An 18232-nucleotide genomic window follows, 5' to 3' on the forward strand; every position below is an offset into this window, starting at 1 on the left:
TACCCTCCTATCTAGCGAACTTGAGCTTGCTTTAAGCTCTGTTGCAAACGATTTAGCTTACCGGCCACACTGCCGTCATACAGACGGTCTCCAATTTGCACGACAACTCCGCCCATGATCGAGTCATCCAGCTGAGTTTCAATGCGAATTTCTTTATTTAACAAGGACTTAAAGGATTTAACCAATTCTTGTTGCTGCTCTTCCGTGAGCGGTTTCACCGTCTTGACAACCGCATCAACTAGACCGCGTGCTTCATTCGCCTTTTCTATAAAGTACCTAGGAATTAAACTAAGCACTTCTTCTCGATTTTTCTCAATCAGAAGATTCAAGAAATTAACAGTTGTATCAGAAGCTTTGCCTGCAAAAAGATTGTTAAGTTCCTTTTTCTTCGTTTCTTTGTCAATTTGCGGGTGATTTAAAAATTGCAAAAAAGCAGGGTTTTCGTCAAAAGCTTGCTTGATTTGTTGTAATTCCTGTTCAACCAAATCAATCTGCTTCTTTTCGGAAGCGACCTCAAATAAGGCATAGGCATAACGCTTTGCTACAACGCCGCTACTCATTTGACTTCTCCTACCTCTTTAAGAAAATCAGAAACAAGCTTTTCTTGCTGAGTATTATCCAATTCTTTTTCAATAATTTTCGTAGCCAGCATAACCGATAAAGCTCCAACCTGCTCACGCAGTGCAGCCATAGCCTGCTCTTTTTCACGTGCGATATCTGTTTGAGCGGCTTTCTTGAAGGCATCCGCCTCCGCTTTCGCTTTTGCCAAAAGCTCTTCCGCTTGCTTATCCGCAGTCACACGAGCTGTCTCGATGATTTTTGCTGCATCTTTACGTGCTGCATTTAATTCTGCTTTTTGATCTTCTAATAGTCTCATTGCATCCGCACGATTTTTCTCCGCAGTTGCAATGTCGTTGCTGATCTTTTGTTGACGAGCTTCCATAACACCCATCAAAGGTCCTAAAGCGTACTTACGAAGCAAGAGGAAAAGTACACCGAATAATACTAATTGATATAGGGCAGTTCCCCATTGTATATGAAGCACTCTGTTCACATCCTTCCAGTAATGCAATTCCTGTCCCCGGTGGGAAGCCTAACATAAGAAACATAAGGAATGGCGAGGTTCCCGATGGGAACCATCGCCATTAGCATTATCAACTCTTACTGGCCCATAGCCATGAACGCGATAACAACCGCGATGATTGGAATCGCCTCTACTAGACCGATACCGATAAACATAGTTGTTTGAAGTTGTGCTTTAAGATCTGGTTGACGCGCGATAGAATTAACTGTGTTACCTACGATCAAACCGTTACCAATACCTGCCCCGATTGCTGCTAAACCTACAGCGATAGCCGCTGCCAAAATTCCTAATGTCATTTTAAGACATCCTCCCTTCAGTAATGGAAAACAAATGATAAATCAATATATTTCAAACCTCAAAAAGCCATTGTATTGAGTTTGAAAACTAGTGGTCGTGACTGACGCGGTGAGCAATATACACCATAGTCAGAATCAAGAATACAAATGATTGTATTGCTCCAACAAAGATACTGAACGCTTGCCATACGATCATCGGGATCGCTGCCCCTACCATCGCGAAAACACCAGCACTTACAGACCCTGCCAATAGCGCCAACAACACTTCTCCGGCATAGATGTTACCGAATAGACGCAAGCCTAACGTTAATGTATTGGCAAACTGTTCAATAATGTTCAGCGGAAGCATCCAAGCTTGCGGTTCAGCATAACTTTTCAGATAACCTCCAAAGCCACGTTCACGAATACCAAAAATCTGAGTCAAGATAATGATCGTTACAGACATGGTTAACGTTACGTGCGGGTCAGCAGTAGGCGACTTCCACCATAAAGTATGATGGTCACCTGCCACAATCGCAAACGGTAGCCCTAACATGTTGGAAACAAAGATATACAAGATTAGAGTTAAACCGAGCGCTACATACTTTTCTCCTTGCTTCATACTCATCGTACTAGCAATGTTATTACGAATGAATTCCACGACCCACTCCATAAAGTTCTGCATACCTTTTGGAGCTGCCGCGGTGGAACCTGATGCTACTGCAGCCGCTCCTGCTCTTGCAATCCAGAACGCAATCAATGCCGCAATAGTAGACATCAGTACTGTAGAAAGGTTAAATTCCAAACCCATTAAAGTAACTATAGGATGGCCGTGTTCCATAGATCATTCACCCCCTTCTTCCGCGTTTTTATCTCTTTCAACCAAACTAGAGTAAAACATATCAATAAAAGCAATCACGGACGGAATCATTAACCCGATCACCATAGCCACGATATAAAAATGCTGTGGATATCGAAGCGAGATTAGAGCAGCTAGTGCAGCCAAGGCAAACCGAGTAGGCGTTCCTAAAGATGGTCGCTTTTTTTGACCTGCATAATGGGCGGCCAGTTCCCCGACCTTGTGAATCTTCCAAGCGGTAAAGATGGTACTGATTAAACCGAATAGCACTCCTAATGCCAGTCCGCCAAACCAGGCTTTATGCGAGGCGTTTCCCCATCCGAGAATACTCCCCGCCAGAACGAAAATTGTCCATTGTACAATCCGCCTAATGCGAAACGAATAATCATCCCTCATGAATCCTGATCTCCCAAAAAACGCTTAATTAGGGGTATCATGATGAGAACGCCAACGGCCATGCCTAAAAACACACCGCCGACCATCCCCCATGGCGCTGTACCTAAGAAGTTGTCCAATTTTCGCCCCAGCCAAATGCCAGTCAGTGTTCCTATGGCCAGGTCCATGCCAATAATACTGACTAAAGACATGGCTTTCCAAGGCGATTGCGGATTAGCCAATAAAATAACCTCCAGAGCACTCAGTTGCATCCAATAGATTTCATCATGAACAGAGGTAGTAAAAATCTACCCCTTGCATGTAAAATTGTTTCATCCTTTTGGATCCATTTATTCTTGCCAGTTCACATAAGCTTATGTAGGGATGGGCACCAATGATATTCTCAATACCATTCTCAACCTTTTCCCTTACCCATAGTACTGATTTGTCATTCATTTGTCAATCATTCCGGGATACTTTGTCATCATTTAGACATATTTATACTATGTGGATGGTAAATAACTTATTTATTGATTGATTTTCCCGGCATAGGTATATTATCTTCCCAGATTCAACCCATTATTCTCCTTTTATCCACTCCAAGAAGAAAACTTTTCACTTTCCTGCTTCTGTTCAAATATTTAATACCAGCAGTACATCCCGAAGAACGACAAATAGGTGTCCCCAGATGGGGACACCTCAAACTTTAAAACTATATTATTGCTCTCTTTCTACAACAGTAGCGACACCCATACCGCCGCCAACACATAGCGTAGCTAATCCACGCTTGGAATCACGCTTGATCATTTCATGAATCAAAGAAACCAATACACGTGCACCACTTGCACCAATTGGGTGTCCAAGAGCGATCGCTCCACCGTTTACATTGAACTTCTCTTTATCGAAGTTCAATTCACGATCCACTGCGATAGATTGAGCAGCAAACGCTTCGTTAGCTTCAATTAGGTCGATATCAGCAAGAGACAAGCCAGCCTTCTCTAATGCTTTCTTAGAAGCTGGTACAGGACCGATACCCATAATGCTAGGATCTACCCCTGCAGTTGCATTGGCCTTCACAACAGCTAGCGGCTTCAATCCAAGTTCTTCTGCTTTTTCTCTGCTCATCACAAGAAGGGCAGCTGCTCCGTCATTGATACCGGAAGCATTCGCTGCGGTTACCGATCCATCCTTCTTAAACGCAGGCTTTACTTTTGCTAGAGCTTCTACCGTTACTCCTTTGCGAGGGAACTCATCCACTTCAAATACGATAGGATCTCCCTTACGCTGAGGAATCACAACAGGAACGATCTCATCCTTGAATCGGCCTTCAGCAATCGCCTTTTCAGCCTTTTGTTGGCTCCAAGCCGCGAATTGATCTTGTTCCTCTTTAGAAATCTCATATTTATCTGCCAAGTTCTCAGCAGTAATTCCCATATGATAGTTGTTCATAGCGCAAGTCAATCCATCGTTGATCATGCTGTCAACAACTTTTTGATCTCCCATGCGGAATCCGTTGCGCGCATTTTGCAAGACGTAAGGTGCTTGCGTCATGCTTTCCATACCGCCCGCTAGAACCACATCAGACTCACCGTCTGCGATCGCTTGAGCAGCCAAGTGAACAGCTTTCAATCCAGAACCACAAAGGATATTAATTCCCATAGCCGGTACACTTACATCCAAACCAGCCTTCAATGCCGCTTGGCGAGTTGGGTTTTGCCCTGCTCCAGCTTGAAGAACGTTCCCCATGATTACTTGATCTACTTGATCAGCACTGACTCCTGCTTTTTCCAAAGCACCCTTTAAAGCCACTGCTCCCAAATCAGCAGCCGATAGGCTTGCCAAGGATCCGTTGAAAGTTCCAATTGCGGTACGTACTGCGCTGACGATAACTGCATCTCTTTTACTCATGTGTCTCTCTAACCTCCGTCGAATGTTGCTTATATTTTTACACAAATAGTATTATTCGAGTTTTTACGCTGAAATCCTTCAAACCCTTTAATAATTCCGAGTGAAATTTACATACTAATTTCGACAGAATTCTCCATACGGGCTTGTTTTCCCTGCAGTTTCTTGAGCTTCCGATTCGACATCACGACATAAAGAGACGGAACAATGATCAACGTCAACAGGGTAGAAAAGGCTAATCCAAAGATAATCGTGATCGCTAATGGTCGGAACAGCACATCTCCAATAAGGGCTAGAGGCGTGAGTCCGCTAATCGCTGTCGCCGATGTCAGGAGGATCGGACGGAATCTGGCTTCACAAGCATGCAGAACCGCTTCGACTAAAGGAACTCCTTCCCGACGCGCCTCCTCAATAAACTCCACCAAAACAATTCCGTTTCTCACCACAATCCCAGCTAAGCTGATGACCCCCATCATCGTCATAAAACCAAGCGGAGTCTGTGTGACAAACAGCCCAATCAAGCTTCCGGCGAAAGCTAAGTAGATTGTGCTCATCACGAGTAACGGAATGGAAAGCGAGTAGAACTGCATAGCAATCAAAATTAAGATTAAAAATACAACGATAACCGACAGCTTCCCCATATCGATAAAAATCTCGGTCTGCTCCGAGGTTTCTCCGCCAATTTCAAAACGATAGCCGTCTGGCCAGTTCATTTCGCCTAATTGCGGCTTTATCTCATTCATGACCTCTGTTGGTGTCCTGCCTTTCACATCCGAAGTAATCGTCACCACGCGAGACAAATTCCGATGCTCGATTCTCCCTAAAGCAAAAGACGGTTCAACCGAAGCGATTTGGGAAAGCTGAATTTGCTGGCCCACGGCATTCGGCACCGTGACGCGCTGAAAAACATCTGCCGGATCCTCGTTCTCCTTCTTCATCTTCAGCACGATTTCCACTAAATCATTGCCATCATCAAACTCGCTGATCTTCCTCCCTTCACTGACCAAGCGGATCGCTTGCGACACGTCATTGGGATTGACCAAGAGCTTATCCATGACCTCTTTATTCAGGCGAAACTGCAGCGTATTTCGTTCCACTCCAAAAGAATCTATGATTTCTTCTGTTCCCGGAACCTTGACGATCACATCCTTCACTTCTTCCGTAAGCTGGCGAAGGGTCTGAATATCTTCCCCGTAAATCCGGATCACGACCGGAGCTCCAACAGGGGGCCCAGCTTCCAGCTCCTTTACCGTAATGGTGGAGCCCGGAAAGTTTTTCTTCAGCTCCTGGTTATAGCGATCCGCCACCTCAGCCGTTTTCACCTGCTCCATGTCCACTTTAATCACGATCTGGCCGACACTTTCTCCAGCCCCGTTCCCTGTATCTCCCCCAAACATCTTCGGAGCACTATTCCCCGCATAAGCAGCAACTAAGGTAATCTCAGGCTGTTCCTGCAGCCATTCCGAAACTCCTCGAACAAGGGCATCCGTTTCCTTGATATTGCTTCCAGCCGAAGCCGTAACATTGACTAACAGCTCCAGACGATTGGCCATCGGAAACAGCTCTACAGGAATCAATGGAAGCAGCCCGTAAGCCGAAGTCCCAATCAGAATTCCTGCAACCCCAGTCAATAGCGGCTTTTTCAGCATCCTCTTCATCATTTTATGGGAATACCATTCCGTCAGCGCCTGGATTTGCTTTCCTAACAAACCCGCGGGCTTGCGATAGCTATCCACCGAGCTTGATCGGCGCCGAGATTCGTGCCATTCCCGGAAAATCGGGATAATCGTTAAGGACATGACCATCGATGCGAGCATCGACAAGGTGATAATGATCGGGATGGCCTTAATAAATTGCCCGGCGTTGCCTTCCAGGAAGAATAGCGGGCCAAAGGAGGCAATCGTCGCCAAGGTCGCGGTAACAATCGAAACCGATACTTCCTTACTTCCCTTTACCGCCGCATCAAAAGGCTTTTCTCCCAGTACACTCAATCTTCGCTCGATGTTGTCGTTGACCACTACCGCATCATCGACCAAAATCCCCAGCACAATGATCAAGCCGACAATGGAGATTTGATTCAAGCTGACTCCGACGTAGGGAAGGGGGATTAATCCTACCGCAATCGAAATCGGAATGGCCAGCGCCACCACAAACGAAGTAATCATGTTTAACCCGAGGGTACAAATAAAAATAACCGCCGCAATGGCAATCAGCATTTCCTTCGTTAAATCCCCGAACAAATGCTTTACCCGTTCATTTTGCGTATGGATGGATTCGACCTTCAGCCAAGTCGGTTTATCCTTTACAAGAAAGACCATCATCTCATCCACCTTAGCCTGCAAGGAAGGAACATCTGATCCGAATTCCGCATTCAAGCTAATCGAAACGGCCGGCTTTCCGTTATGATAGTAAAATTCGGTGACTCGCTTGGTTGTCAGTGCAACCGTACCAATATCCTTTAAATAAATGGGGTATCCTTCACGGGTCCGGCTAATGAGCGTATTGGAAAACTCATCGACACTCTGCACCTCATCAAGGCGAAGCTGAAACGTCCGATTCCCCACCTGATAATCGCCCAAAGGCGTTTTCTCGTTTTCTTTTTGAATCGCGCTGAAGACCATTCCCCAATGCAGGCCGTATTGCTGCAGCTTTTGGGTATCAATTTCCACCATCACTTGCTTATCCGGCAACCCATCAATCGTGACGTCAGCTACTTTAGGAATCGTGCGCAGCTGCTCTTTCCATTCCTTAAGCAAATCCCGAACACTATACAGCTGCTCAAAGCTGTCAGCATACACATTAAACGTCTGGATAAACGTTCGGTTCAAGTCGTCATTGATTACCGGTTGGTGAGCATCTGAGGGAAGATCCGCCTCGGCGTCCTTTACCTTCGTTCGCAGCTCCTCCCATTTTGCTTTGGGATCTACACCATTTTCCGCTTCTACCACAATTGAGGAAACGCCGAGGGAAGATGTCGACGTGATCGACTTCAATCCCTGCAGTTCATTGATTTTCTCCTCTATTTTTTTCGTAATCGTTTGCTCCACCTTCTCCGGAGAGGCTCCTGGATAAACCGTGGTGACAGTAGCCATATTGATGATAATTTCAGGCTGTTCCTGCTTCGGAAGCTGGAAAAAGCTCAGAATCCCAAGAATCGTCACCATGATGAAAAAGAGTACGGTAATTTTTCGCTTTCGGACCAGATACTCTATCACTTCGTTTCGCCTCCACCCAAGACTTCGATAGCATCCGCATCAAATAGGCGATCGGCTCCTTTAGACACGACAGTTTGCCCTGCTTCTATTCCAGATAGAATCTCTAGCTGCCCTTGAGCCAATTGTCCGGTCTCCACCTCCGTCTTCACGGCTTGCTTCCCTTTCACCAGGAAAACATAAGGCTTTTCTCCCCCTGTACGAATAACCGAGGCTACCGGGACAAACAGTCCTTCTTTACCTTTTATTTCATAGGTGGCAGTAATAACTTGGCCTACCAGCCATTTGCGATCCGCATTATCTACCTCTACTTCTACTCCCACCGTTCCTGTCCCGCTATTCGTGGAAGGATAGATTTTGGATACCTTGCCGATCCGTTCTTGTTCATACAGCTTCAGCTTAACGGCTGCTCCCGGCTGCCAAAGGGCAATTTCCCGATCAGGAACCGGTAGAATCACCTTTAGCTGATTCACATTACCTACTCGATAAACCGGTGTTCCTCCGCTTACCAACTGTCCTTCATTGACGAGCTTAGCGATCACGGTTCCGGATACTGGCGAAACCAGCGTCGTTTTCTTCAAGGCAAGCACAGCTTGCTGCTTTTGAATCACTTGCTGCTGGTATAAGGATTCGGTCTGGGCGATGTCTTCTTTTCTTGCTCCTTCCCTAGCGAGAGATAAAGCCGTTTGTGCGGACTCCACATCTTTCAAAGCAATTTCCACACGCAAATGGGCATTCTCCCACGTATCCTTGGGAATGGCCCCCTGCTGATAGAGCTGCTCCATCTTTTTTAAATCATCCTGGGCTTTATCCGCATTGATCTGGGCTTTATCGAGCGCCAATTCGGCTTGCTTGATTTCCTGCTCCCGCGCGCCGCTGGTGACCTTCGATAGCCCGGCCTCAGCTTGGGCTACGCCTGTTTGGGCCCGCTGCACCTGCAGCTGATAGTCGTTATCCTCCAGCTTTCCTAATGCTTCCCCTTCCTTGACAGTATCGCCCTGTTCCTTGCCCAATCGCAGTACCCGACCGCCTAACTCAAAAGAAACCAGGGTTTCTTCCCAAGGCTCCAGCGTCCCGGAAACGACCAGCGTGCGCTGAACAGCCTGTTTCACCACAGGAACCGCCTCCACCGTTTTTACTTCTGTATCCGACACCACGGTTTCCTGTTCCCCCGAGCTGCACCCGCTCAAAACCGTGGTGGCTAAACTTGCCGCGAGAAACATCGATAACGTTCTTTTACTCATGTTTTCTCCTCACTTTTATGTAAAGATTAATGACGGTACCCAACTGCATTGAGAATAAATTGCAACGTATCCTCGATAAATTCCTCCGTAGACTTTTCCCCCTCAGTCAACAGCTGATCATGCAAAGTATTGCATTTCGGAAAAATCAAGCATCCCATCACAAAAAGGAGCGTATGGTCTAACGAACGAAAGTGAAACAAGCCTTGCTCTTTTCCGTTTTGCAGGATTTCGCGAAGCTTTCGCCACACGGGGAATACATAGCCGGAAATACGCTCCAATCGAGGGGTTTGCATATTAATTTCCCGATCTAAAATCGCCGCCAGCTCCGGATCGTCCTTCTTAAAACGAATAACCCCTTCCACGATAATCCTTAAGCCCGCCAATGGATCCTTCATCGCTTCCTCGTAGTCAGGAAGCTGCTGCCCCGGAAAAAGCGTCTCAAATAACGCAAAAAGCACATTTTCCTTTCCGCCAAAGTGATAGGAGACTAGGGCCACATTCCCTCCTGCCTCTTCGCAAATTTGCCGGACCGTCGTCCCTTCAAACCCCTGCATAGCAAATAGCTTTTTCGCCGCCAAAAGAATTCTCATCTTGATATCTGCTTCATTCAATGTCCATACCCTCCTGATGTTCGTAATGCTGCTCCTGCTTATGTTATGGTGATGAAATCTTCGGTTGATTAGTCAGTTCCAATTAAATGTTTGTTTAAATCAATCGCTTAATTGGATAGTAGGTGATATTGCAATTTTTGTCAAGGGTAAGGCGTTAACGGGAGAAAATCCGGTTATTTCAAAAATCAGCCCTAATTGGCCAATTAAAACAGGAAAAACTCCCGTTAGGTTGGGAGGCCCAACCGGCCAAAGCCTACCCACTCAAAAAAGAGCATACCCTCGCGGATATGCCCTCCTTCTCTTAATTATTCAATTGATAGATTAAAGCTGCCGCTTGAGCTCGGGTTGCGGTATTCTGTGGCTTAAATGAACCGTTCATGCCCTTGATATACCCATTGGCAGACATCATCTGAACCGCTTCTTTCGCCCAATTCGGGATCGCTTTTTCGTCAGCAAAGGCAACGGCCTCGGCTCCGGTCAAATCGCTCCCACGGTCCTGCAGAGCCTGATACAGCATGACAGACATCTGAGCCCGGGTTAAAGGAGCATTCGGCTTAAACAAGCCTCCTGGGAAGCCCTGGACGATTCCTTTAGACACCGCTACTTTCACCGCTGGTGCGGCATAAGCTGGAATTTGATCTTCAAACTCTAGTTTCAATGCCGGATCATCCTTCCAACCCAACCAATTCCCTAGAATCGTAACAAACTGGGCACGAGTGAGGACGGCGTTCGGCGCAAAGCGATCCTTCGACATGCCGTTTACAATTCCTTGGTTATACAGCTCGAGGATCGGTTTTTCAAACCATGAACCAGCTGCGACATCCTTAAATGGATTAGTTACAACTTCTTCGCTATAAATGGGTATGTACAATCCCCAACCAGACAATGGGAAAAGAGTCTCCCCAGACGGCAAGCGAGTGCCTTTCAATTCTTCCACTGTATTTTTTTCTTCATCCACGTACACTAAGCCTACTGTCATGCCATCATTCAACGGTAAAAGGGACACTGTCTGCGGTACTTGCTCTCCGCTTAACCGAGCTCCAAACGAAGCCGGCCTTTTCCCTGGCATATACAAAAGCACGGTGGATACCGGCTCTACTCGCGCTGCCCCATCTAGCTTCCCTTCCACCTGAGCCCCTAAACGAAACGCCTGCTGTGGCTCAACATCTACAGGCTTAGCATCCTTGCTTGGATCATATGGCTGATAAAGCGTAAGCTCATCAAAATAAAGCGTTCCGGACTCTGGACGCTGCTGCGTTCCTTCCGGCGCGTTCACTAGATAAATACTCTTCATGCTTACTGGATAAGTGACCCCTGAAGGGATCTGCCCCATGAGGTATTTCCAGCCGGAAAAATTAATTTCTTTGGTCCAATCCATGTAGTGGACTTTACCCTTCGCATCAATCAGCTCCGAACGAAGCCAATGATTGCTGTTATCCCCATATACCCATAAGCCGGCGCTCATCGGCGTGCCTGGCAAAGCCAGCGGTTTGCTTCCCAGCATTCCATAGGCTATGCGCAGCTCGGTCCCGGGCGCTCCAGCAAAATTATACTTCAAGCGAGCGGCCTGCTCCGTACGATACACTTGCTCCGTCACTACAGAGAAGCTTCCTTTGTTCGCCAGTAGGGCCGGAAGGGCATTATGAGAGATACCCGTCATTCCATCAAAGGACAAGAACGGCTGGGCAATGGCACCTACGAATACAGGAACCTTTACTTCGATTCCATCGAAGTTCACGGTGATTTCACCATTCCCCTCCACTTGTCCTGCTGTAAACGTAAAGCCTTCCACCGATCCCACGTCTCCGGAGGCTGTTGCACTGGCCCCTTGCGGCGTCACATCAAGCGTTTTTCCATTCTTGATTTGAATCTTGACGGCAAAAGTTTTGGATTGGCCTTTATTTACCGAAATGGTAGACGGTTCAACGATCAGCTGAGCCACCTGGGAAGCACCTATCACATTAATTTTGCGAGTCTGGCGAACCCCATTATATTCAGCTACGATTTCTTGCTGGCCCGAATGCATGGCCACTAATTTATTTCCGGTAAAAACTTCAGTTCCTGTCCACAGCACATCCTGCTGAGGAACGTTATAAGGATGATAATGCACATCATATCCTTTGACCTTGAATTCCGCCGGTGAACCTTTCACTACCTCGGTTGGCCCCTCAATCAGGAAGTTCTGAAAGTCTCCTGTTGGTGCGGTATTAAAAATCCCGATCCCGGTCGGAATCTTTCGCTGGGTTCCGCCTTGAGGGGTGTTTAGCAAGCTAATTTGCGTATCAGCCAGCTTGCGAGTCACCATCGTAGTGGAGCCTCCGCCATCCAGGTTAAACGCTCGATAGCTGCCTAATTCCTTCATCAGCTGAGCCAGCTCGGCCAACTCCATCCCCCGGCTTTGGGAGGATTTTTCCACCGCAACCAACCAAAGCGTCTTCCCATCCTGGGAAATCCCTGCTGCCGAACGGGCAACCAACCCTTTAATCAAGTTAGCGACCGGACTTAATGCTTCCCCATTTTCCACGAGCAAAACATGTCCGGCCATGGCCGAGTCCAAAGCACTCACGCCTGGAGCCGTCAAAGTGGTTGAAGCGATTTGAACCGGATCTCCTGGCTTCAAGTTTTCTCGCAGGAATTTGGCTCCTCCGCCATGCCCCCACAACACATAGCCGCTGCTTGGAATGGCTGCAGCCGGTTGCTTTACGCGTACTTCCTTCACCACTTCGTTTTCTACAACCACTTCGACATAATCCTCGTAACCAGACAGCAATCCTAAACTGGTTGGTCCAAACGACGAAGTATACATATTTACCTGATCCTTATGACTGGCATACCCGGATGACTGGTACTCCTCCTTATTGACCCCTTGGATCACATAGGTATTGCCATTCGGAGCGGTTACCTTCCCTTGGTAGGTCATCTTCTCGATAATCGCGGTTCGGTCCCCCGTAATCCCGAGACTAAACCAATAAGGCATGCGCCCCATGGAAGAAACGAGCTCTCCTTGGTCTAGCGTAATACCGAACGGCGTTCTGTTCTTCATATTAAAAAAGTCAGCATTAATCGCGGCGATGGCCTCACTTTCTTTTGCCATTCCCTCTACCGTTTGCTTCTCGGCAAACGTCCCGCCTTTCCCGTAAATCGGACGAACCTGGGCATAAGGATTGTTTAAATCTACCTTCGTAACATAGACTCTAGCATCCTTGCCTGCAATTCTCTTAACATACGTTTGTGAAGTGACCCCTTCTCCAATCGTTTGCCCATTCAGCAATTGGATTGGGAGCGTCTCATTGGCACTGGCCCCTGCGGGCAGCACGGAACTAAGCAGCATCGCTACCATAAGTAGGAAGGCTGCCCGTGAGCGGTACTTTCCCCAAAACGACATACGTAAATCTCCTCTCCAAACCTATCTTCTCTATGATCTATAGTATAGACGTTTTGGTAGTTTGAAATGTTTCGGGAATAAACTTCCATTTGACATAAAAAAACGGCATCCACAAAGGACACCGTTCTTGGCTAAAACGAATCAGGACGCTTATCGCGCAATCCATAATAATATAAAATCGCTTCGGCTATACGCCTTGACGCCTCGCCATCCCCGTATGGGTTGGCCGCTTTGGACATTTTACCATAGGCCTCTTCATCCGTTAACAACTGATCCGCTAGTTCATAAATCACTTGCTCATCTGTTCCCGCTAGCTTAAGTGTTCCAGCCTCAATTCCTTCCGGACGCTCCGTTGTATCCCGCAACACCAACACTGGCACACCAAACGCTGGCGCTTCCTCCTGCACTCCCCCTGAATCGGTGAGGATGAGATGTGAACGAGACATAAAGTTGTGGAAATCGACGACGTCCAACGGCTCAATTAAGCGAATGCGGGTGTGATCGCCAAGGATTTCCGATGCTGCTTCTTTTACCGCCGGATTCAAGTGAACTGGGTAGACGACAGCAATATCTTCATGGGTATCGACTAACCTTCTAATCGCGCGGAACATGCCGCGCATTTTTTCCCCAAGGTTTTCCCTGCGATGAGCGGTCATCAGTACGAGTCGCAACCCTGCAAGCTCTTCCAGCACAGGATGCTGATAATCTTCCCGTACCGTTGTTTTCTGCGCATCAATTACGGTATTGCCAGTCACGTAAATCGATTCCTCAGGCTTGTTTTCCTTCCGAAGATTGGACGCAGACACCGTTGTCGGGGCGAAATGAAGATCCGCCATTACTCCCGTCAACTGGCGGTTCATTTCCTCTGGATACGGAGAATATTTATTATGAGTTCTAAGCCCCGCTTCCACATGGCCTACGGCTACTTGGTTGTATAAAGCTGCTAAGCTGGCCACGAAAGTGGTGGTCGTATCCCCATGAACCAGCACCATATCAGGCTGAACTTTTTTCATGACTTCGTCCAATCCGTGCAAAGCCCGCGTAGTTACTTCGATCAAGGTTTGCCGGTCCTTCATAATATTAAGGTCATGGTCGGGCTGAATCTTAAAAATGTCCAGAACCTGGTCCAACATCTGGCGATGCTGGGCGGTTACGCAAACAATCGGCTCCAGCTCCTCATACTTTTTCAATTCATGAACGAGAGGAGCCATTTTAATGGCTTCCGGACGGGTCCCGAAAATGGTCATGATTTTTTTCTTCATCGTTTCTCCCTCCCCTATCCTTTACTTCGTTCCAAACAAGCGGTCGCCTGCATCGCCTAGACCAGGTACGATGTATCCGTGATCGTTTAACATCTCATCCTCGGCCGCTACAAAAATATCCACATCCGCGTGAACTTCTTGGACTTTTCGAATACCCTCAGGCGCCGCAATCAAACACATCAGCTTGATGTTGCGGGCTCCCCGATTTTTTAGAGCTGTAATGGCGGCCACGGCGGACCCCCCAGTAGCGAGCATCGGGTCGATTACGATCAAGTCCCTTTCATTGATATCGGTAGGCAATTTAACATAATACTCCACCGGTTCTAGGGTTTCCGGATCACGGTAAAGTCCCACATGGCCCACTTTTGCTGCTGGGATGAGCCTAAGCACTCCATCCACCATCCCGATTCCGGCACGCAGAATGGGGATTAACCCTAGTTTTTTCCCGGCGATGACCTTAGCCTTGCAGCGCGTCACGGGAGTGTCCACTTCCACCTCCTGAAGCGGAAGGTCCCGCGTAATCTCATAAGCCATCAGCATCGCCACTTCGTCGACCAGCTCACGAAATTCTTTAGTACCCGTGCTTTTATCTCGTATGTATGTAAGCTTATGTTGAATTAACGGATGATCAAAAACGTATACATTTCCCATAATTTCAACCTCCTATTGTTAAGGTTTAGTATATACTCCGCCTAAACTCTTCATGCCGGGGAATATTATACCACTTACCTAGAAAAGTACAAATGTATCAAATAAGAACATTTCCTTAAAAGTTTTCTTTGAAATCCTCAAAGAAAACTATTATATTAAGATAGGTTTGTATTTGTATTAATTTGTCGTAAATTTTCTGTTGATTTTTTGTTAAGTTTTTGTAAATTAAGGGGGATCTATTAGTGGATTTATCCATGCAGGAAGTGTTATTTCGATTTCTTGGAGGTCTAGGGATATTTCTTTTCGGGATCAAGTACATGGGCGATGGCTTGGAAAAATCGGCCGGAGACCGACTGCGCGATATTTTGGAAAAGATGACGACCAACCCAATCAAGGGTGTACTTGCCGGGATTATCGTTACGGTCTTATTGCAAACCAGCTCCGGTACAACCGTTTTAGCTGTCGGATTTGTTAATGCAGGATTAATGACTCTAAGACAAGCGATCGGGGTCATCATGGGGGCTAACATCGGTACTACGGTTACCGCCTTCATCATTGGGATAAAAATTGAAGATTATGCTCTGCCTATCATTGCGGCTGGTGCGATCCTTCTTTTCTTCTTTAAGAAAAAGCAGCTCCAGCATATGGGTCAAATTATCTTTGGCTTCGGGATGTTGTTTTATGGCTTAAAAACAATGGGCGGTGGACTGAAGCCTCTGAAAGACTTGCCTATTTTCCACGAGATGATGATCAACTTTGCGGAAAATCCGCTCCTTGGCGTCATCTTTGGAACCGTGTTTACTGTCATCGTGCAAAGCAGCAGCGCTACCATTGGGATTTTGCAGCAGTTGGCCAGCGAAGGGGGAATCTCCTTAAAAGCCGCTTTGCCCATTCTGTTCGGAGATAACATTGGAACTACCATTACGGCCATGTTAGCTGCCATTGGGGCTTCTATTGCAGCCATGCGCGCTGCGCTAACCCATGTCATTTTCAACCTGCTCGGCACCTTCGTTGCACTTCTTGTGCTTCCATTCTTCTACATTCTGGTATCCTGGCTGGGAGAGGCAACACAAGTTGACGTAAGGATGCAAATTGCTTATGCGCACGGAATTTTTAACTTTACCAACGTGTTAATTCAATTGCCCTTCATCGGAGTACTAGCCTTTATCGTGACAAAGATCTATCGGGACCGCGAGGGAGAAATTCAATTTGGTGTTCAAAACTTAGATCCCCGTTTCTTGGATAATCCATCCGTGGCCATTGGTCAAGCCGAAAAAGAATTGCTTCGAATGGCTAATCTAACTCGGGACATGCTTCGTGATTCAACACAATATTTCTTTACAGGCAATGAAAAACTAAACGAGGCAACGAGACAACGCGAAGACCTCGTCGATCATCTAGAAGAAAAAATCATCGACTACATGACAAAAGCGGCTTCCGAACATGAGATTCCGGATACCGAAAAATACTCTTCTCTCATGTATGCCTTAAAGGACATCGAGCGAATGGGAGACCACTCCATGAATATCGCTGAGTTGGCAGAATATCGATATAACAATAAATTGCAGTTTTCCGAAGAAGCAAATCAGGAATTAAACGAAATGATCAATCTAACCAGTGCCACTATAGAAATGGCAATTGCAGCGCTCGAGAACAGCGATAAAGATTTAGCCAATCAGGTCGTTGAACTTGAAGAAAAAGTAGATAAAATGGAACGCCAGTTACGCAAAACGCACTTGAAGCGCTTGAATGAAGGCGTATGCTCAGGGGGAGCAGGAGTTGTGTTCCTAGACATCATCAGTAACCTAGAGCGTATGGCCGACCACAGCATGAATATCGCCCAATACGTATTGGGCGAAGTATAGCAGAAGGATCTTCGGATCCTTCTTTTTTTTACTAGCCCCAGATATTGATAGCTGGGCCGATGATGGTTTTGATTATGGCAGGGGTGATACTGTAGGAAACCATGATGCTTGTTAAAATATGATATTTAAAAAATGCTCCCAAAGTAGATTGTTTTTGTCACGAACCACTAATAAAAATCCCACCATAGTACGCTTCACGGCGTAACCACGGTGGGATCGTCACGATCAATTCATTCCAATTAGATTAACTTCATATCCGGATAAAGCGGGAACTTCTCACACAATGCAGCTACACGTGCACGTGCTTCCTCTTTCTTCGCTTCATCTTGAGGGTTTTTCAAGGTTAAGGCAATAATTGCTGCCACTTCTTTCATGGATTCCTCGTTGAAGCCACGAGAAGTTACCGCTGGCGTACCGATACGAACGCCACTTGTTACGAACGGGCTCGCTGGATCAAATGGGATGGTGTTCTTATTGGTAGTTACGCCTACTTCATCTAAAAGATGCTCAGCTTCTTTACCAGTAAGGTTCAAGTTGCGTACATCGATCAATACCAAGTGGTTATCGGTTCCGTCGGATACGATCTTGATTCCTTCTTCTTTTAGGGATACAGCAAGCTGGCTTGCATTTTTCACTACATTTTCACTATATTGCTTGAACTCAGGCTTCAATGCTTCCCCGAATGCAACAGCCTTTGCTGCGATCACGTGCATCAACGGACCACCTTGCACACCTGGGAACATGGATTTGTCGATGGCCTTAGCAAACTCTTCTTTGCACAAAATCATACCGCCACGAGGTCCACGAAGCGTCTTGTGGGTCGTTGTCGTTACAAAGTGTGCATGAGGAACAGGGTTTGGATGATGTCCTGTCGCTACCAAACCAGCGATGTGAGCCATATCTACCATGAAATAAGCTCCCACCTCATCTGCAATGGCACGCATTTTAGGGAAATCGATCACGCGCGGATAAGCACTTGCTCCGGCTACGATTAATTTCGGCTTGTGTTCCAATGCTTTTGCACGAACATCTTCATAATCGATCACATTTGTATCTTCCGTTACTCCGTATTCCACGAAGTTATAAAGCGTTCCGGAGAAGTTCACTGGGCTACCATGCGTCAAGTGTCCACCGTGAGATAAGTTCATACCAAGAACAGTATCACCAGGCTTTAAGATCGTAAAGTAAACGCCCATGTTGGCTTGCGCGCCGGAATGAGGCTGAACATTTGCATGCTCTGCGCCAAACAATTGCTTCGCACGGTCGCGGGCTAAGTCTTCCACGATGTCGACATATTCACAACCGCCATAATAACGGCGACCTGGATAGCCTTCTGCGTACTTGTTCGTCATTACAGTACCTAAAGCTTCCAAAACGGCTTCACTTACAAAGTTTTCGGATGCAATCAATTCGATCTTGTTTCTTTGTCTTCCTAGCTCCTGGTTAATGGCCTCTGCCACCTGTGGATCTTGCTTGCTCAAATATTGAAACATGATTTTCCCTC

General features: G+C 46.7%; 15 protein-coding genes. 1 reads left to right on the plus strand and 14 read right to left on the minus strand.

Translation table 11 applies throughout. The features are described 5' to 3' along the window. Window positions 1-11: 11 nt before the first annotated feature. The 13 genes from ABLT31_RS20585 to upp form a co-directional block, all read right to left on the minus strand. Window positions 12-560, minus strand: coding sequence for a F0F1 ATP synthase subunit delta (locus ABLT31_RS20585; RefSeq protein ID WP_367755157.1), 549 nt, complete (start codon window positions 558-560; stop codon window positions 12-14). Then, complete coding sequence (atpF, locus tag ABLT31_RS20590; RefSeq protein WP_367755159.1) at window positions 557-1045, minus strand: F0F1 ATP synthase subunit B; 489 nt, start codon at window positions 1043-1045, stop codon at window positions 557-559. Before atpF ends, ABLT31_RS20585 begins: the two co-directional genes overlap by 4 nt. 116 nt (window positions 1046-1161) lie before the next feature. Continuing rightward, a complete protein-coding gene (atpE, locus tag ABLT31_RS20595) occupies window positions 1162-1380 on the minus strand; it encodes a F0F1 ATP synthase subunit C (protein ID WP_367755161.1) in 219 nt (72 codons plus the stop codon). An 88-nt stretch (window positions 1381-1468) separates the two neighbouring features. After that, on the minus strand, window positions 1469-2200 hold the full coding sequence (gene atpB, locus ABLT31_RS20600) for a F0F1 ATP synthase subunit A (protein ID WP_367755163.1): 732 nt from the start codon (window positions 2198-2200) through the stop codon (window positions 1469-1471). 3 nt (window positions 2201-2203) lie between these two features. Then, window positions 2204-2614, minus strand: a complete 411-nt coding sequence (locus tag ABLT31_RS20605) for an ATP synthase subunit I (RefSeq protein ID WP_367755165.1) — start codon at window positions 2612-2614, stop codon at window positions 2204-2206. Then, window positions 2611-2835: an AtpZ/AtpI family protein gene (locus ABLT31_RS20610; RefSeq protein ID WP_367755167.1), complete on the minus strand. Its 225-nt coding sequence runs from the start codon at window positions 2833-2835 to the stop codon at window positions 2611-2613. Before ABLT31_RS20610 ends, ABLT31_RS20605 begins: the two co-directional genes overlap by 4 nt. Before the next feature lie 475 nt (window positions 2836-3310). Next, a complete protein-coding gene (locus ABLT31_RS20615) occupies window positions 3311-4501 on the minus strand; it encodes an acetyl-CoA C-acetyltransferase (protein WP_367755169.1) in 1191 nt (396 codons plus the stop codon). A gap of 107 nt (window positions 4502-4608) precedes the next feature. Continuing rightward, the gene (locus tag ABLT31_RS20620; RefSeq protein WP_367755171.1) at window positions 4609-7713 is read right to left on the minus strand and encodes an efflux RND transporter permease subunit; all 3105 of its coding nucleotides are present in this window, start codon (window positions 7711-7713) and stop codon (window positions 4609-4611) included. Beyond that, window positions 7710-8954 carry an efflux RND transporter periplasmic adaptor subunit gene (locus ABLT31_RS20625; protein WP_367755173.1) on the minus strand — a complete coding sequence of 415 codons (1245 nt, stop codon included), beginning with the start codon at window positions 8952-8954 and terminating at the stop codon, window positions 7710-7712. The genes ABLT31_RS20620 and ABLT31_RS20625 overlap by 4 nt, the downstream gene beginning before the upstream one ends. A 26-nt stretch (window positions 8955-8980) precedes the next feature. Beyond that, window positions 8981-9565, minus strand: coding sequence for a TetR family transcriptional regulator (locus tag ABLT31_RS20630; protein WP_367755175.1), 585 nt, complete (start codon window positions 9563-9565; stop codon window positions 8981-8983). Between the two features lie 301 nt (window positions 9566-9866). Next, window positions 9867-12950: an S-layer homology domain-containing protein gene (locus ABLT31_RS20635; RefSeq protein WP_367755177.1), complete on the minus strand. Its 3084-nt coding sequence runs from the start codon at window positions 12948-12950 to the stop codon at window positions 9867-9869. Window positions 12951-13081: 131 nt separating this feature from the next. Next, window positions 13082-14212 carry a non-hydrolyzing UDP-N-acetylglucosamine 2-epimerase gene (gene wecB / locus ABLT31_RS20640; protein WP_367755180.1) on the minus strand — a complete coding sequence of 377 codons (1131 nt, stop codon included), beginning with the start codon at window positions 14210-14212 and terminating at the stop codon, window positions 13082-13084. A 21-nt stretch (window positions 14213-14233) separates the two neighbouring features. Next, complete coding sequence (gene upp / locus ABLT31_RS20645; protein WP_367755182.1) at window positions 14234-14863, minus strand: uracil phosphoribosyltransferase; 630 nt, start codon at window positions 14861-14863, stop codon at window positions 14234-14236. Window positions 14864-15105: 242 nt separating this feature from the next. Between upp and ABLT31_RS20650 the strand changes: the two genes are divergently transcribed. After that, the gene (locus ABLT31_RS20650; protein ID WP_367755184.1) at window positions 15106-16728 is read left to right on the plus strand and encodes a Na/Pi cotransporter family protein; all 1623 of its coding nucleotides are present in this window, start codon (window positions 15106-15108) and stop codon (window positions 16726-16728) included. A gap of 239 nt (window positions 16729-16967) precedes the next feature. On the opposite strand, the gene ABLT31_RS20655 is transcribed toward ABLT31_RS20650, so the two are convergent. Beyond that, window positions 16968-18221, minus strand: a complete 1254-nt coding sequence (locus ABLT31_RS20655) for a serine hydroxymethyltransferase (protein ID WP_367755186.1) — start codon at window positions 18219-18221, stop codon at window positions 16968-16970. Window positions 18222-18232 lie beyond the last annotated feature (11 nt).

Source organism: Ammoniphilus soli (assembly GCF_040813775.1).

Bases quoted from the DNA above. Each gene is read 5' to 3' on its own strand.
- ABLT31_RS20625 (WP_367755173.1), bottom strand. From the start codon at position 8,954: ATGAGTAAAAGAACGTTATCGATGTTTCTCGCGGCAAGTTTAGCCACC.
- upp (WP_367755182.1), bottom strand. From the start codon at position 14,863: ATGGGAAATGTATACGTTTTTGATCATCCGTTAATTCAACATAAGCTT.
- ABLT31_RS20605 (WP_367755165.1), bottom strand. From the start codon at position 2,614: ATGAGGGATGATTATTCGTTTCGCATTAGGCGGATTGTACAATGGACA.
- ABLT31_RS20615 (WP_367755169.1), bottom strand. From the start codon at position 4,501: ATGAGTAAAAGAGATGCAGTTATCGTCAGCGCAGTACGTACCGCAATT.
- wecB (WP_367755180.1), bottom strand. From the start codon at position 14,212: ATGAAGAAAAAAATCATGACCATTTTCGGGACCCGTCCGGAAGCCATT.
- atpB (WP_367755163.1), bottom strand. From the start codon at position 2,200: ATGGAACACGGCCATCCTATAGTTACTTTAATGGGTTTGGAATTTAAC.
- ABLT31_RS20585 (WP_367755157.1), bottom strand. From the start codon at position 560: ATGAGTAGCGGCGTTGTAGCAAAGCGTTATGCCTATGCCTTATTTGAG.
- ABLT31_RS20635 (WP_367755177.1), bottom strand. From the start codon at position 12,950: ATGTCGTTTTGGGGAAAGTACCGCTCACGGGCAGCCTTCCTACTTATG.
- atpE (WP_367755161.1), bottom strand. From the start codon at position 1,380: ATGACATTAGGAATTTTGGCAGCGGCTATCGCTGTAGGTTTAGCAGCA.
- ABLT31_RS20655 (WP_367755186.1), bottom strand. From the start codon at position 18,221: ATGTTTCAATATTTGAGCAAGCAAGATCCACAGGTGGCAGAGGCCATT.